This is a genomic window from Imperialibacter sp., from assembly GCF_040222385.1.
GTDB lineage: Bacteria > Bacteroidota > Bacteroidia > Cytophagales > Cyclobacteriaceae > Imperialibacter.
The window spans coordinates 21,235-35,956 of the sequence record NZ_JAVKDF010000033.1 but is presented as its reverse complement, the minus strand read 5'-3'; the positions used below and the strand labels follow the sequence as shown (position 1 = coordinate 35,956).

Below are 14,722 nucleotides of genomic sequence, written 5' to 3'. Positions count from 1 at the left end.
TATCATGAATAAAATACCACCAGATGCCTACCTGATTCCTGCCATTTTTCAGTTTGCGATTATCCTTACAGGTTGGCTTGAGCCACGCTTTATTACCGATTGGGGAGTAAGCGTATTATCTTCTGTGTTGGCTGTCAGGCTGGTTGCTTTAGTGTTTTACGTAATTCACGTGCGGAGAAATGAAAATTTGAACCTACAAGGAAAGTCGCAGTGGATATTGACACTCATCATTACTGGCTTGGCAGGAGAAATCTTCTACTGGTTCAAGCACGTAAGAAGACCCGAGCTGGCTTAAGCTGGGTCAGTTTGTAATAAAAACTCCTCAATAGCTTCATACACTTTTGCCAACTCATCTTCCTTTACCACATATGGTGGCAATACATAAATCACATTCCCCAGCGGTCTTAGCAAAATGTTTCTTTCCAGAAAAAAGGGCATCACTTTGGTACGTATATTATTGAAATAGGACGTATCACCGGTATTGATATCAAGCGCCAGAATTGTTCCTGTAACTCTTACATTTTTCACTCTCAAATTGCTGCTGATCCTTTCGGTAAAAGCCCGATGACTTCTTTCAATCATTTCACGCTGCCTATGACACGACTCATCCAGCAATAGCTTCATGCTGGCTATGGCAGCGGCACAGGCCAGCGGATTGGCGGTGAAAGAATGCCCATGAAAGAAGGTCTTCGAAAGCTCGGAGGTCGCAAAGGCTTCAACGATAAAATCAGCCACTGCAGTGACGCCCAACGGCAGAAAGCCGCCAGTGATGCCTTTCGACATGCACATCAGGTCGGGCTTATGGGTGGTTTGATCGGTAGCGAAGATAGTGCCAGTCCGGCCAAATCCCGTCATCACCTCATCTGCAATACAGATCACTTTGTTGCGCTGAGCAATGGACATTAGCTCATTCAAAATTGCGGGAGAATACATATTCATGCCTCCGGCCCCCTGCACCAGGGGCTCAAAAATAAAGGCGGCGACCTCGCCTGTAGCGGTAAGCTCATTCAGACGTTCAAACACCTGAAGCTTATTCTGTTCAGTCGGAAACGGAATAAAGTCGACATCAAACAGAAGGGAACCAAACGGGGCTGTAAACCCTCCTCTGTCTCCCACTGCCATGGCCCCAAAGGTGTCACCATGGTAAGCGCCTTCTACGGCGACTAGTCGCTTCTTAGGTGTACCCAGGTTATGCCAGTATTGAAGTGCCAGCTTAATAGCCACTTCTACCGACGTGCTGCCGTCGTCAGAATAGAAAACCTTAGAAAACTTGTCGGGTAATAGGGAAAGAAGGCTTTCAGCCACTCGAACGGCAGGTTCGTGTGTGAAACCGGCAAAGATCACCTGCTCCAGCTTCATGGCCTGGTCGGCTATGGCCTGGGCTATATCTGGCTGTGCATGGCCATGGATGTTTACCCACCACGACGACACAGCATCAAGGATTTTTCGGCCATCTTCGGTGTACAGGTAGGCGCCCTCCCCTTTCGTAACAACAAGTGGTGCAATAGCTCCCTCCAGCGGCGTGAAGGGGTGCCAAATGAGGGATTTGTCTATTTCCTGAAGCGATTTACTCATTTCCAGTTCTTATTCAATTGTGCTGCATACTTCTTCACCACCTCCGTGTCTATTTCCTCTTCCTGATGGATATGAAGTAGCACTGGCCATCCTGTTTTAGCTTTAATGATGTGCTCACTCTCAGGATTAGTGGGGCCATTGAAAATAATACCCGCTACGGGTACCTTGTGAGCCTTGAGGTATTCTGCTGATAGCAAGGTGTGATTGATGCTTCCCAAATAAAGGTTGGCGACAAGGATAACCTCTGCTTTTAACTCGATAATCAAATCGCCTATAAAATCGTAATCATTGAGAGGCACCATAAGACCTCCGGCTCCCTCGATGATCAGGCAGTTGTCAGTTTTGGGGAGCTTAACTTTTGTCAGGCTAATTTCCACGCCATCCGCTTTGGCCGCCGCATGGGGTGAAGCTGGTGTGTTCAGCAGGTATGCCTCTGGATGGAATTGTGTCTTTTCATTGCTCACCAGCGACTGTACCGTATCAGTGTCCCTGGGTAGTCCGGCCTGAATCGGCTTCCAGTAGTCGGCGTGAAGCGCTTCACAAACAATGGCACTCACCAGCGTTTTTCCGCTATCGGTACCGATAGCCGTCACAAAATACCTGCTTAAAATGGCTGGCTTAAAGTCTGACATAGTGCGTTTATTTCTTCTTCTGTGTTGTAGGTATGCAAACAAATTCGCAGCCTCTCCTCTCCTTCTTTCACCGTAGGTGCTAAAATCGGGCGGACGTCAATCCCATTATTCTGTAAGGCTTTTGCCATGGCTTTTGCCTTCTCGTTACCGGGCACAACTATCGGCTGAATGGCTGTGTCGCTTGGTAGCCTCGTTAGCTTGGTGCTTACCGGAAACTGACGCACAAAAGAAACTATTCTCCGCTCCAGCAGCGCCTGCAAATGCTCGTTTTGCGATAAATAGTCGAAGGCCTGCTCAATAGCCACAAGACTATGCAGCGGCATCGCAGTTGTATAAATGAATGGCCTGCCAAAATTCACCAGGTAATCGATCAGCACCTGGCTGCCCACCACCGCTGCGCCGTGAACCCCCATCGCCTTACCAAACGTGTAAACTCGGGCAAAGAAGGCTTCTTCCAAACCAAGAGAGCAAGCCAAGCCGCTGCCACCTTCTCCAAAAACGCCGGTACCATGCGCTTCATCTATGATTAACCTAGCTTCATATTTTTTACAAAGCGTCGCTATCTCCTTCAAGGGGGCAACATCTCCATCCATAGAATACACCGACTCAATCACTACAAAAGTGTTTCCTTCAACAGTTTTCAGCCTTCGTTCAAGGTCAGCAAGGTCGTTGTGGAGAAAGGCAAAAGTCTTCGCTTTGCTCAGCCACGCTCCCTCCTTGAGGCAAACATGGGAAAGCTGGTCGTAGAGAATGGTATCGCCTTTTTGTGCTACAGCAGATATCAAACAAAGATTGGCCTGGTAGCCCGAGTTAAAAACCAGGGCAGCTTCACCTTTAAAAATGCGGGCCAGCTTTTGCTCTAACTCCATGGCAAAGTCACTATTGCCGGAAAGCAACCTGGATCCTGTGCCTCCGTGGGCCGGAGCTCCCAGCTCTCCAAGCCTTCGGGCTATCATTTGTCCAAGCTCCGTTGATCTGGCCAGCCCCAGATAATCGTTTGAAGTAAAGTCGTGTGGCAAATGGATGCCGGGCAGAGCACGTAAATTGCCTTTGGCCTTACGCTCGTCCAACCTTTGCTGCATTTGAGGGGTGATGCTCTTCATAGCCATCACAAAAGTGGATGCTAAAGGCGGCATGCGCAAGAGATTGACAGAATTGTTATTCGTTCACTCCTGTTTCCACAAACACCGGCGCCTGCTGATACAGCGTATCGAATGTTAGTCTTTCAATTGTTTTCTCGTCGTAGTTCATTAGGAAAATATCATAGTTCACTATTGTGTCTGTCCTGATATACCCGTCAAAAACCAGCCACCTGCCGTCGGGTGACCAACTATGCCAGGTAGCATGTAAACTGTCTGGAGTAATTTTCCTCTGGTTCGTTCCGTCAGGTTTGATTTCAAAAATGCTGCTATTACCTTTTTGCACAGAGGCGTAGGTAATAATATCCCTGTTGGGCTCCCATATAGGTGGCGCTGCGTTGTATTGGTACCACATCGACAGTGTATCGTCGGGTGGATAATGAGTCAGCTGCCGAACTCCGCTTCCGTCTACATTGATGATATATAGTTCGTCGACATAACCATTGTCTTTTTTAAAGGCCATATCTGCTCCTCTAAATACAACACGGCCGCCGTCAGGCGAGAAACAGGGGTCATTGTAAGAGCGTTTATCGGTGTAAATTTTACTAATGAGCTCGCCTGTTTGAGTACTTAATATATAGAAAGCACTATCTCCTTCTACTCTGGGGTTGATGATAATTTCTTTCCCGTCGTTTCTGGTGCTCATCCAGCTATCCTTTAGTCTATAATCAGTAATTTTTCGATGGTTTTTACCATAGGCGTCGGTTTCATATAAGAAATAATAGCGGTGCGTCGTGTCCTTATCAGAAATGTAAAAAAGCCGGTCGCCCCAGGCGTCGTAAGTCCATTCAACTCCAGGTTGATTTGTTACGTTCACCCTATTTTCTCCATTGAGGTCCATGGTAAATACCTCATAGTTATCGTTGGGTTCATCGACAAGCACGTTGAAGGCTATTCTCAGAACAACTGCTGTTTTTTCACCCTCAGTTTGTTGATCACTTGCTGATGAACAACCGGTGAGCGTAGTATGCAGTAACAACATTACTCGCAAATATCTATCAAGTCGCATAGTGTAATATCCTTAATAAAATCGACTTTTCATTTGGTAATAAGAGGTTTCTGGTTTCATGTTTGGCAATGGCTATATTAGCCACCAATGAAAACCCGAATATGTCTGCTGCTCATTGGCTTTGTTTGCCTGCTCACCAAAGCCCAATCACAGTCGCTCAGAAGCGAGGTAAACCTCACCATTGACAACGATGCGTTCCTGTTTTCTGCTGTAGACAGGTACTATAGTTCCGGAATATTTGCCACGCTCAAACGAAAAGCGAACCGAAGGTCAGCATTAGCCGCCAGGTTATTTAAAAAGGACAGTACCTCCCGGGAGCACTTCTACTACCAGTTTGCTCATGTATTTTTCACTCCCTATAACCCCAAATGGACGAATCCCGATCAATTTGACAGGCCCTATGCTGGTTGGATCTACCTTCAAACCGGATGGCAGGGCACAGGAAAAAAATCTGTACTCAGGCTATCAGCGGACCTGGGCATGGTAGGACCAGCCACCAAAGTCCAACCGTTGCAGTCATGGTGGCACGACGTGCTCGGCTTCAGAAAACCAAGGGGTTGGAATCATCAAATCAATAACTCACCGTCGCTTCACGCTTCGTTGTACTATCTCCAGCGACTCGTACACCATGAAAACGCCGAGATATACTGGGAAACAACCAACAGACTGGGCACCGTCCTTACCCAATCTATCCAGGGCGTTGCCCTCCGAATTGGGGAGCTGAAGCCAGTAAAGGAGTCGGTTTGGGGAGGCAATAGATTGAGCAATTCGGCAAATCGTCGTCAAGGGATGGAAGAGTTTTTCATCTTCATAAAAGAAAGCTTTCGATACAGATTTTACGATGCTACCGTGGAAGGCAATTTTATAGGCCAGCCAAGCCAATATACCGAAACCCTGGAACCTCTTCTTGTCCACCACCAGGTCGGACTAGGGATGGCTTTCAATACATTCGATCTCTTGATGGCCCACAATGTGACATCAAAAGAAACCCCCGAAGCGACGTTCCATCAATACATCACGCTTGATTTATTCTTCCGCTTCTAATAATGCAGCTGCTTTTGTCGTTATTTGCATTCAGGACAAAAAATTTACGAAAATGATCAAAAAGACACTTTTCCTACTAGCTATTGTTGCCATGGCGGCATCCGCCAATGCGCAAGACATTAAGATTGGGCCAAGAATAGGGCTTACTTCATCGTCCATAAAAGTGGACAAGGAATCAACCGGAGCATCATTGGGTGCTCAATTTGAAAGCGGCGATGCCAAAATAGGCTTCCAGGGTGGCGCATTTGCCCGGCTGGGTATAGCAGGCTTTTATCTGCAGCCAGAACTCCTGTTTTCTGCAACAGGTGGCGAAATACATGTGAAAGACGTTTCTGCATCTTTGGACGAAACAAGAGAGCTTTCCTTTAAAAAATTGGATGTACCAATCATGTTTGGAAAGAAGTTTGCCAAAATTGTTCGTGTCAACGTTGGCCCGTCGTTTAGCTACCTGCTAAAAGCTGAATCAAAAGTAGGTGACATTACGACTGACGTGAAAAATAACTACAGCAACGCCACCGTTGGCTTCCAGGCTGGTGCTGGTCTTGATCTTGGCCCTCTTATACTTGACGTAAAGTATGAGGGCAGTCTCAGCAAACTTGGCGATGCAGTTGGCGGCTACAACACCGACCAGCGTCAAAGCATGTGGGTGGTAGCATTGGGATTCTCTTTCTTATAGAGGAAGAAACGATTTTAGGAACCAAAAGGGGTGGAATTGACAAAGCACTGGTCGATTTCCACCCTTTTCTTTTTGCCTACAAATGAATCTTCAATCCACCATAGTAATTTCTGACTGGTGCTGGCTGGTAATTCCTTCCTCCAAAAGCGTTGAGATCATTTCCCCAGCTAAACTCCTGATCCAACAGGTTGTCCACCCCTGCAAACAATTCCAGACTCCATTTGCCTGAAGCGAGTTGCTTCTTCCAACCCACTCGGCAAGTTACATTGCTGTAAGCATCGGCGTAAACGGTGTTATCGTCCCTCAGCGGTATTTTATCGCTCCAAAACCAGCTTATATTCGAATAGAAGTTGCCCTTAAAAGCAATATCCAATACTGTGGCCATCGTATTTGGTGCCACGCCGGTCAGCTTGTTGCCTGAGAAGTCGTCTTCTCCTTTTTGATAATCTTCAAATCGAAAATGATAGCCTGTGTAGGCCACCTGAAGCTTGGAGGAGGCTATAAATGCCGTCGGATTTTCTGACAAAACGCCATTCACCTTCAACTCTATACCTTTTTGGTTGGTATTCCCGGCATTGTCAAACAGCACCACTCCGTCCTGATTTGTACGGGTCACGATGGTTCCTTTGAGCTTAAAATAGAAAGCAGTAGCATCCACAAACCATCTGTCGGCAATAATCGATGCACGGTAGCCCAGTTCATAGTTAGTACCTTTTTCGGCTGTCAAATTCTTGTTAATACTCCCTTCGTTCGTTCGGACCTCGTCGATAGTCGGCGGCGAAAAACCGTTACTCAAAGAAGCGTAGATTGACTGGCGATCAGATAGCTTTTTAAGTACTGCCAGCCTGGGCACCCAAATCGGGTCAAACGAGTTGCTGTAGGTAAACGCAGGGCCAACTTTCGACTGATCTCTGTCAATATCAAATACCTGGTAGTTTCTGCTCAAGCCACCTGTCACCACCCATTCGCCTGGCAGGTCTACATCCAGCTGGGCAAAGGCAAAGTATTGTTTGATCAACAAGTCGTCGTGAAAGCGCAGTGTGTCGGCCTTCCCCATCACGTTGCCAAAGTTGTAAGCGTTGCTCCACCCCTGCTGCCACTCGCCACCAAACGACAAGTGGGCCTGTGCTTCGCCTGCACTCTTGTGCCAGACAAATTTCGTCCTGCCTCCCAGTCCTGAGTTAAATTCCCTTTTATAGTCGAGGTTGAATGGATTCTGGAAATCGACATAGGAATAAAGTAGGCTCGTTTTATTTTCAAAATTGTCGGAAATGACAATGTCATTCACCACTCCCACATAAACTGACTTCTGGTCAATAGATGCGTTCCTGTCCACACTGCCCGGTCTGGCCTGGCGTCTGTCTTCGTTGAGTTGATCCAGCGTAAGGCCACCCGGAATGCCGTAATTAAGGTCGCTGAAAAATGAATGAACGGAAACTGTGTGGTTGGCCGACGGGAACAAATGCGCCGACACCTGTGCCACTTTTCTGTCGGTAAAAGACTGCTCCCGGTACCCGTCCGACTTAAGAGAAACACCTTTTACCTCTATCAGGCTCTTATCACGGCGAGCGGTTCCGGAAAACTGGTGCTTCCACAGGCCGTAGCTGCCAGCCATGCTTTGCCAGGTCAGGCCATTGCCTTTGATGTCTCTCGGATTAGCACTGCTAAGCAAAAGCGTCCCACCTGTTCCAGCGCCATACACACTTCCCGAAGGCCCTTTTAGCACCTCTACTCGTTCTGTGTTCGACAAGTCTAAGATGTTCAGTGGCGTGGTTCCGTTGGCCTCTGTAAAAGGCAGGTCGTTCCAGTATACTTTCACATTTCTCACCCCGAAAGGTGACCTGATGGAGCTCCCCCTTATGGAAATCCGGTAACTTGACGGTGCCCGCTCTTCCATCCGCACACCCGGTAGGGTGTTGAGCGAAGGCACAAGGGAGGTTTCGTTGAATTTGGCCAGATCGGCAGGCTGTAAGTAGGCTATTGGCGCTGCCTGATCGATCAGCTCCCTTTCAAAATCAAAGCCTGTTACTTCTACAGCTTGCAGCATCTTTTCCAACGGCTGCATGTAGACCGTTTGGCCTGCCTTGCTTATCACCATTTTAGTGGATATATAACTGACATGGGAAAGCAGCACTTCCACAGGTAGTTCAGTTGTGAGTACAGCCTCACCATTTTGTGCTGCGACCGCCTGGCCAGACTTCAGAGTCACTACAGCTCCCTCTATCGGCAGGTTAGTTTCAGCGTCTATCACAAAAACCGTCGACTCCTGTACCTGTTGACGAGCACATACTACTCCCGGAAGTAAGAGAAAAGCCAGATATAGTTGTTTCACTTTTATCAGTTTTAAATTTATCTACTGTTTGTAAGAGGTTTCGTTCAAAAGTAATCACTTGAAGTCCACATTACTCAATAATTTATACAGACGAGGCTTTTTAATTGTCAAAAATTGTTTTTCGCCAGCTCATTGACGGCCATTTTTCGTAATTTCATTGAAAATAGCTTACCACCATAAAACGTATCATACCTATGAAAACATTTTTTACTTTCAACCGCTTTATCGCCACATCAATAGTGATCGTGCTTCTTTCGTCTTGCGCTGCCAACAAAACGGCCTCCACCACAGAAAGTAGTGATGACAGCGATACAATATCTATCAAAATGGACGACTCGTCTGACACAAAAGCCGGCAGTGTCTCGTCGATGAACAATAACAGCATGCAACTGGTGGATTACTTGCGCAGAATTCCGGGTTTGCAAATTGACCAGCGAGGCAGCAGCGTAAATGTAATGGTGAGAGGAATGTCCTCTGTTGGAGGAAACAACAGCCCATTGTATGTTATCAATAACACAGCCATAGGCAACAGCTATGCCGACGCTGTGAGTGCTGTTGATGTGAATGACATCAAAACTGTCAATGTTATCAAAGGTGCTGAAGGCCAGCAGATGTATGGCATGCGGGGATCCAATGGTGTGATTCAGATTTTTACCAAGAAAAAATAAAGCAACGACAAAGTTGACTTCTATTTCAGGACGGTGAATCTTTGTTCTATGCAAAAAGATTCACCTTTCTTTGTTTCCGGGGTTCACCACATCGCCATTATTTGCTCTGACTACCCGGCCTCAAAGAGATTCTATACCGAAATTCTGGGGTTTGAAACGCTTAGAGAGGTTTACAGAAAAGAAAGAGATTCCTGGAAGCTTGATCTAAAAATAAACGGAGTTTATCAAATAGAGCTGTTTTCCTTCCCGAACACACCCGAACGGCCTTCAAGACCTGAAGCTTGCGGCCTAAGGCACCTGGCTTTAAAGGTAAGCAATATAGAGTTGGCCAAAAGCTATCTTGAATCTAGGGGCGTTGATTGCCAAGACCTTCGGGTTGATCCGCACACCGGCAAAAGGTTTACGTTTTTCAGTGATCCGGATGATCTTCCCATAGAGTTCTACGAAGACTGATCAATGCACCTTCTCGTAAAGCTCTCTTTTCACGTCCTCTTTAAGTGGGCGTTCATCCAATAATATCTCAAACACATTGTTCTTTATGTTATGAGCGATGTCGCCGGTGGGTAAGTCATTACAGTCTATACCAAAGGGCTCCTCCACCTCCTCCGCCATTAGCTCAAGGCCGAGCAAAGCGAAGAAAATCACCATGACAAGCCCTATTGTGTGGTAGCCAAAATCGGCGATCATGCCATAGGGAAGCATTACTCCATAAATCGTTATAAAGAGTTTGATATGCACCGCATAGGAAAAAGGAATAGGCGTTTTCTTGATTCGTTCACAGGCACCCAGTATATCGAGCAGAGCGTTGTGATGAATTTTCATATTTATCGCATCAGCCTCCGACAAAACGCCGGATTTTTGCAGCACAACCATTTTCTTGTTCAGCCATAGGGAGATGTGATTAGGCTTGTGCTTCTTAGGTTCCAACTCATTCAATTCTTCACTTGAAAGCATCAAAAGGGCGTCTGTCCGCACTCCGTCTCTGAGATGATCCCTCAAAGCAATACAAAAGTTGGCGATATGCTTCGCAAAGAATTTGCGGGTATCCTTGTCATCCGCCGGCAACAGACTCTCCACCATGATAGCATAATTGCGGCAGTTGTTCACCAGCGCACCCCATTGTTTGCGTCCTTCCCACCACCGGTCGTAGGCGGTGTTGGTTCGGAAAACGAGGAGAATACTCAAAATAACGCCCAGCAGAGAGTAGATGCCCGAATGCAAATTGGATTCCAGCCCATAAAACTGATAGACAAAGCAAACCAAAGCCGTATAGGAACCAATCAGCCCCACACCGAAAACAATTTTCTTCATTGTATAGCTCCTGGTGAAGTTCACCATGTCCTTTACCCAGAAGCGATTCGATTCATATACTATCATAGTACGTCGGGTTTGGCTAAGTAAAACGGTCTGTCAGCAAGCCTTCTTTCAAATTTGGGCTGCTGGCCTTGAGAAGTACGAAGAAAAAACTCGGAGTCTTTTCTTGTCTTGCCTTTGTGATACAATTCGTTTCCTTCAAGCAAACGTTGGGTTGATGGCTTCATCAGTTGACTTTCAGTTTACAATTAATGATTCAAACTAAGCAGAAACACTTTTGATTCAAATAACTAATCGTGCAAACAATTTTTCTTGTGCCCAACCAGTCAAAGCAACACAGAAGCCAAGCCAGCTTTTATGAAACAAAAAGCCAGCCCTTCCAAATAACTCGCAGATGGAAGGGCTGGCCATTCAAAGAAACCAGCTAGCCTACTTTATGTTCATACTCAACACCGGAAAATCGGAATGGTAAACGAGGGTTTCCGTCACGCCAAGCAGATAATGCGGAATATGCCTGTTGCCGTGAGTGACCAATGAAATCATGTCTGGCTTAGAAGTAAGACTGTAGTTAAGTATTCCCCTGTCAGGTAACTGATGATTGTAAACAGCCTTGCTGAATTTCACCCCAGGATACTTCGCTATAAATTTGTCCATTATCTGATTGATAGTGTCGTCATTCTTAAAGTCTGTCGGCGTGTTGATAAACACCATCTCAATCTTTGCCTTCACCGCTTTGGCCACGTCCAAAATCTTCTCAAAGGAAGCATTTACATTCTCAGCAAAATCAGAAGCAAACATAATTTTCTTGAACGTCTTTCCTTTGAAGTTTTTCTTGACTGTGAGCACAGGACACTGCGCCATTCTCATGGTCTTCTGTGCATTGGAGCCAATAAACAACTCCTTTGGTTCATCCGGCCCATGCGATCCCATCACCACAAGGTCTGCCTTAACTTTTTTGTTCGCAAAGTGAATAATCTGCTCATACGTGTTTCCGGTGACAAGGTGAGTGTGGATCTTCAGTCCCTTGAGTAATGGCTTCCACGACTCTTTCTCCAGTTGACTTTCCGCTTTTTCTATATTGGCAAGTGTTTCCGGATACGACCCTCTTTTTTCTATCGGCAAATGCGCCCAATCGATGTTGGTTCTTACTGAGTGAAGCAGATGTATCTCTGCCTTGGCCTGCCTGGCTATGAGTGCTGCTACTCTAAGCGCATTATTGGCACTGGATGAAAAATCGGTGGGAATGAGTATCGTTTTCATGACTGAATGGGTTTTGCGTGAGAATTGGTACTTTGTCAAGCTAGCCAATCAAATTATATCTCCTAAAAACTTTAATCACCTCAATTTCTGATTCTTATCACCTCATTAGCCCATCCCTTTTCGCAGGATACGATGGATTCACCAAGACCCACGTATCATCTTTCCGCTGCCAATACCGATTTTGGTCTAATCTCCTTACCTTTGCCCTCCAATGAAAAAAGTGGCATTCTATACCCTGGGCTGCAAGCTCAACTATTCTGAGACCTCTACGATCGCACGCATGTTCGAAAACCGTGGCTATCTGAAGGTCGATTTCTCTGATTCCCCAGACATTTTCGTAATCAATACCTGCTCGGTGACGGAAAACGCCGATAAGAAGTGCCGCAAAGTGGTGCAGGAGGCCAAAAAGATTTCTCCGGATTCGTACGTAACCATTGTTGGTTGCTATGCCCAGCTGAAGCCCGTGGAAATATCGGAGATTCCTGGGGTAGATGCCGTGCTCGGGGCAGCCGAAAAATTTCAGCTGATCGACTACCTGGATGGTTTTGAGAAGAAAGAAAAACCACAGGTGTTTGCTTCTGAAATCAAAGAAGCGAAACGTTTCAATCACTCCTATTCTTACGGCGACCGCACCCGTACTTTCCTTAAGGTGCAGGACGGCTGCAACTACGGCTGCGCATTTTGCACCATACCACTGGCCCGTGGCAAAAGTCGCAGCGACAGCATAGCCAACATAGTGGCGGCAGCACGAGAAATAGCAGCTACCGACGTAAAAGAGGTGGTGCTCACCGGGGTCAACATCGGCGACTTTGGTGTTCAGGAGGGTCGCCGAAAGGAAAAATTCCTGGATCTGGTAAAGGCTTTGGATGAAGTGGAAGGCATTAACCGTTTCCGTATTTCCTCCATTGAGCCTAATTTGCTTACCAAAGAGATCATCAATTTCGTATCAAAATCGAAAAGGTTCGTGCCGCACTTTCATATTCCCCTACAGTCGGGAAGCAACAAGATTTTGCAGCGCATGAACCGCCGTTACCTTCGGGAGTTGTATGCCGAACGGGTAGCTACTATTAAAAGGTTGATGCCTCATTGTTGCATCGGAGTAGACGTCATCGTGGGCTTCCCTGGTGAAACGGAAGAAGACTTTCTTGAAACGTATCAGTTCCTGAACGAGCTAGACATCTCCTACCTGCACGTGTTCACCTATTCCGAAAGAGCCAACACCGATGCCATCGAAATGGACGGCGTGGTGCCCATGAAGGATCGTAACAAACGCTCAAAAATGCTTCGCTCTCTTTCTGAAAAGAAGCGCCGCAAATTCTACGAAGACAACCTGGGCGGCCAGTTCACAGTGCTTTTTGAGGAAGACATTGAAGAAGGCATGATGCATGGCTTCACCGAGAATTACATCCGTGTAGCTGCCAAATACGACCCCATCCTAATCAACGAAACGAAAAAAGTCGAGTTACGTGAAATCAACAACCGTGGCCTTGTTGAGGTAATGGAGGTTGGAGAAGAGGTCCTGACTCACTAGTCTCTAGCTTACTCCGAGTATCTTCTGAGGAAAAAAGGTATAAATAAGTTTACAATATAAACTAATTTACACTATATTCGTATAACGTTACAAAAACGAAATCATGAAAGACGAACTCACACACCAGGAAAGCTTGTCGCTAATCACAGAGATGATTACACAAGCGAAACGCAACGTGGCCAAGGGCGGAAGTAATCAGATACTCCTCTGGGGCTGGACAGTTGCCTTTGCTAACTTTGGGCACTACGCACTTGCCTTGTCAGGTATTCCCCATCCCTATATGATCTGGCTTATTACAATTCCGGCGGCCATTATTTCTGTCGTTATGGGAATGAAGATGGGACAAAAGGGTGCTGTTGGGCACATTGATCGGGTCTATGGCAGGGTGTGGATGGCAGCTGGAATCAGCATGGTGATCTGCCTCGCTATGATGCACACCATTAATTTCAACCACAATGGTGTTATCCTACTCATCGCTGGAATGGGTATGTTCATCACTGGAAGCTTGTTAAAGTTCACACCAATTGTAGCGGGGAGTTTTGTTTTATGGATAGCCGCCTTAATTTCCTTTAATTTGCCCGAAATACAGCAGTACCCACTCTCAGGAGTTGCTATCTTATTGGGTTACCTGATTCCCGGATACTTACTAAAAAGAGCCGAACGTGGATAATTTTGAGCCATTAGATCCCCTATTGCATTCGCAACTGCGTTTGGCGGTGATGTCGCTACTGATAAGCCTCGAGGACGCCGAATTTACCTTCATCAAGGAAAAAACACAGGCGACTGCCGGCAACCTCAGTGTGCAGCTCGACAAGTTGGAGCAGGCCGGGTACATCAGCATCTCCAAGTCTTTCAAAGGCAAAAGACCCTTAACGACTTGTAAGATTACCACAACAGGTATTAAGGCTTTCGAAGCGTATGTTACGGCTTTGAAGAAGTACCTCCCATAATTTTTTTTATCAATTTAGTTCATAAAATAAACTTATTTATAATCATGAAAACTATCATTCATTTAATACTCGTCATATTACTCGCTCCCTTCATAGGTTGGGCGCAGGCCCCTGAAACAGACGTCATCGCTAAAACGGAAGTCACCAGGCTTGGCTTTATCACCGGAAGGTGGCAAGGCAAAGGATGGATGTACGGACAGGATAGAGTCAAGCGGGAGTTTGATCAGGTGGAAGACATCAAATTCAAACTCGACAGTACGGCCATACTGATCGAGGGAAAAGGCATAGCTGAGGGCAAAGTCATCCACAACGCCATGGCAATCATTTCCTGGAACAAAACGGATAACAACTACTCATTTTACTCCTATCTATCCACGGGGCGGAAAGGTGAATTCAAAGGCGAATTAATTGGAGAGGAATTCTACTGGTACCCCGCTGAAAATATGAGATACATTATCTCCATTAACGACAAAGGCCAATGGTATGAGAAGGGGGAGATCAACATGGGCACTTCATGGTTTCAGTTTTTTGAAATGACGCTTGATAAACAATAAACCGACTTGCTTAGCGCAAGCCTTACCGCCTTACTGAA

Annotated in this window: 16 protein-coding genes; 9 read left to right on the top strand and 7 right to left on the bottom strand. The window is 46.3% G+C overall.

Annotated features, from left to right (window positions below; genetic code table 11):
* Window positions 1-4: 4 nt before the first annotated feature.
* On the top strand, window positions 5-295 hold the full coding sequence (locus RIG68_RS15330) for a hypothetical protein (RefSeq protein WP_350123946.1): 291 nt from the start codon (window positions 5-7) through the stop codon (window positions 293-295).
* On the opposite strand, the gene bioA is transcribed toward RIG68_RS15330, so the two are convergent.
* Genes bioA through RIG68_RS15310 form a run of 4 tightly spaced genes read right to left on the bottom strand, consistent with a single transcriptional unit; the run spans window position 292 to window position 4,328 of the window.
* Entirely contained in the window at window positions 292-1,575 is a 1,284-nt protein-coding gene (gene bioA, locus RIG68_RS15325) for an adenosylmethionine--8-amino-7-oxononanoate transaminase (RefSeq protein ID WP_350123943.1), read from the bottom strand. The two genes, RIG68_RS15330 and bioA, sit on opposite strands and share 4 nt — an antisense overlap.
* On the bottom strand, window positions 1,572-2,207 hold the full coding sequence (gene bioD, locus RIG68_RS15320) for a dethiobiotin synthase (RefSeq protein ID WP_350123940.1): 636 nt from the start codon (window positions 2,205-2,207) through the stop codon (window positions 1,572-1,574). The genes bioA and bioD overlap by 4 nt, the downstream gene beginning before the upstream one ends.
* A complete protein-coding gene (locus tag RIG68_RS15315) occupies window positions 2,180-3,343 on the bottom strand; it encodes an aminotransferase class I/II-fold pyridoxal phosphate-dependent enzyme (RefSeq protein WP_350123937.1) in 1,164 nt (387 codons plus the stop codon). Before RIG68_RS15315 ends, bioD begins: the two co-directional genes overlap by 28 nt.
* A gap of 22 nt (window positions 3,344-3,365) precedes the next feature.
* Window positions 3,366-4,328 (bottom strand): TolB family protein, encoded by a 963-nt coding sequence (locus RIG68_RS15310; RefSeq protein WP_350123934.1) that lies wholly within the window; start codon window positions 4,326-4,328, stop codon window positions 3,366-3,368.
* Window positions 4,329-4,442: 114 nt separating this feature from the next.
* Here RIG68_RS15310 and RIG68_RS15305 point away from each other — a divergent pair, with 114 nt between their 5' ends.
* Together RIG68_RS15305 and RIG68_RS15300 are read left to right on the top strand one after the other, a co-directional pair.
* Window positions 4,443-5,399: a lipid A deacylase LpxR family protein gene (locus RIG68_RS15305; protein WP_350123931.1), complete on the top strand. Its 957-nt coding sequence runs from the start codon at window positions 4,443-4,445 to the stop codon at window positions 5,397-5,399.
* Between the two features lie 52 nt (window positions 5,400-5,451).
* Window positions 5,452-6,075, top strand: coding sequence for a porin family protein (locus RIG68_RS15300; protein ID WP_317487202.1), 624 nt, complete (start codon window positions 5,452-5,454; stop codon window positions 6,073-6,075).
* 76 nt (window positions 6,076-6,151) lie between these two features.
* On the opposite strand, the gene RIG68_RS15295 is transcribed toward RIG68_RS15300, so the two are convergent.
* Window positions 6,152-8,407 (bottom strand): TonB-dependent receptor, encoded by a 2,256-nt coding sequence (locus tag RIG68_RS15295; protein ID WP_350123928.1) that lies wholly within the window; start codon window positions 8,405-8,407, stop codon window positions 6,152-6,154.
* 194 nt (window positions 8,408-8,601) lie between these two features.
* Between RIG68_RS15295 and RIG68_RS15290 the strand changes: the two genes are divergently transcribed.
* Window positions 8,602-9,075: a TonB-dependent receptor plug domain-containing protein gene (locus RIG68_RS15290; protein WP_350123925.1), complete on the top strand. Its 474-nt coding sequence runs from the start codon at window positions 8,602-8,604 to the stop codon at window positions 9,073-9,075.
* Between the two features lie 48 nt (window positions 9,076-9,123).
* A complete protein-coding gene (gloA2, locus tag RIG68_RS15285) occupies window positions 9,124-9,528 on the top strand; it encodes an SMU1112c/YaeR family gloxylase I-like metalloprotein (RefSeq protein WP_350123922.1) in 405 nt (134 codons plus the stop codon).
* Here the strand turns inward: gloA2 and RIG68_RS15280 are convergent, their stop codons facing one another.
* Together RIG68_RS15280 and RIG68_RS15275 are read right to left on the bottom strand one after the other, a co-directional pair.
* Entirely contained in the window at window positions 9,529-10,452 is a 924-nt protein-coding gene (locus RIG68_RS15280) for a bestrophin family protein (protein WP_350123919.1), read from the bottom strand.
* A gap of 366 nt (window positions 10,453-10,818) precedes the next feature.
* A complete protein-coding gene (locus RIG68_RS15275) occupies window positions 10,819-11,649 on the bottom strand; it encodes a universal stress protein (RefSeq protein ID WP_350123916.1) in 831 nt (276 codons plus the stop codon).
* A gap of 211 nt (window positions 11,650-11,860) precedes the next feature.
* Between RIG68_RS15275 and mtaB the strand changes: the two genes are divergently transcribed.
* From mtaB to RIG68_RS15255, 4 genes are all read left to right on the top strand, one after another.
* Window positions 11,861-13,180 (top strand): tRNA (N(6)-L-threonylcarbamoyladenosine(37)-C(2))-methylthiotransferase MtaB, encoded by a 1,320-nt coding sequence (gene mtaB, locus RIG68_RS15270; protein WP_350123913.1) that lies wholly within the window; start codon window positions 11,861-11,863, stop codon window positions 13,178-13,180.
* A 103-nt stretch (window positions 13,181-13,283) separates the two neighbouring features.
* Window positions 13,284-13,850 carry a hypothetical protein gene (locus RIG68_RS15265; protein ID WP_350123910.1) on the top strand — a complete coding sequence of 189 codons (567 nt, stop codon included), beginning with the start codon at window positions 13,284-13,286 and terminating at the stop codon, window positions 13,848-13,850.
* On the top strand, window positions 13,843-14,130 hold the full coding sequence (locus RIG68_RS15260) for a winged helix-turn-helix domain-containing protein (protein ID WP_201568274.1): 288 nt from the start codon (window positions 13,843-13,845) through the stop codon (window positions 14,128-14,130). Before RIG68_RS15265 ends, RIG68_RS15260 begins: the two co-directional genes overlap by 8 nt.
* Window positions 14,131-14,174: 44 nt before the next feature.
* The gene (locus RIG68_RS15255; RefSeq protein WP_350123907.1) at window positions 14,175-14,684 is read left to right on the top strand and encodes a hypothetical protein; all 510 of its coding nucleotides are present in this window, start codon (window positions 14,175-14,177) and stop codon (window positions 14,682-14,684) included.
* Window positions 14,685-14,722 lie beyond the last annotated feature (38 nt).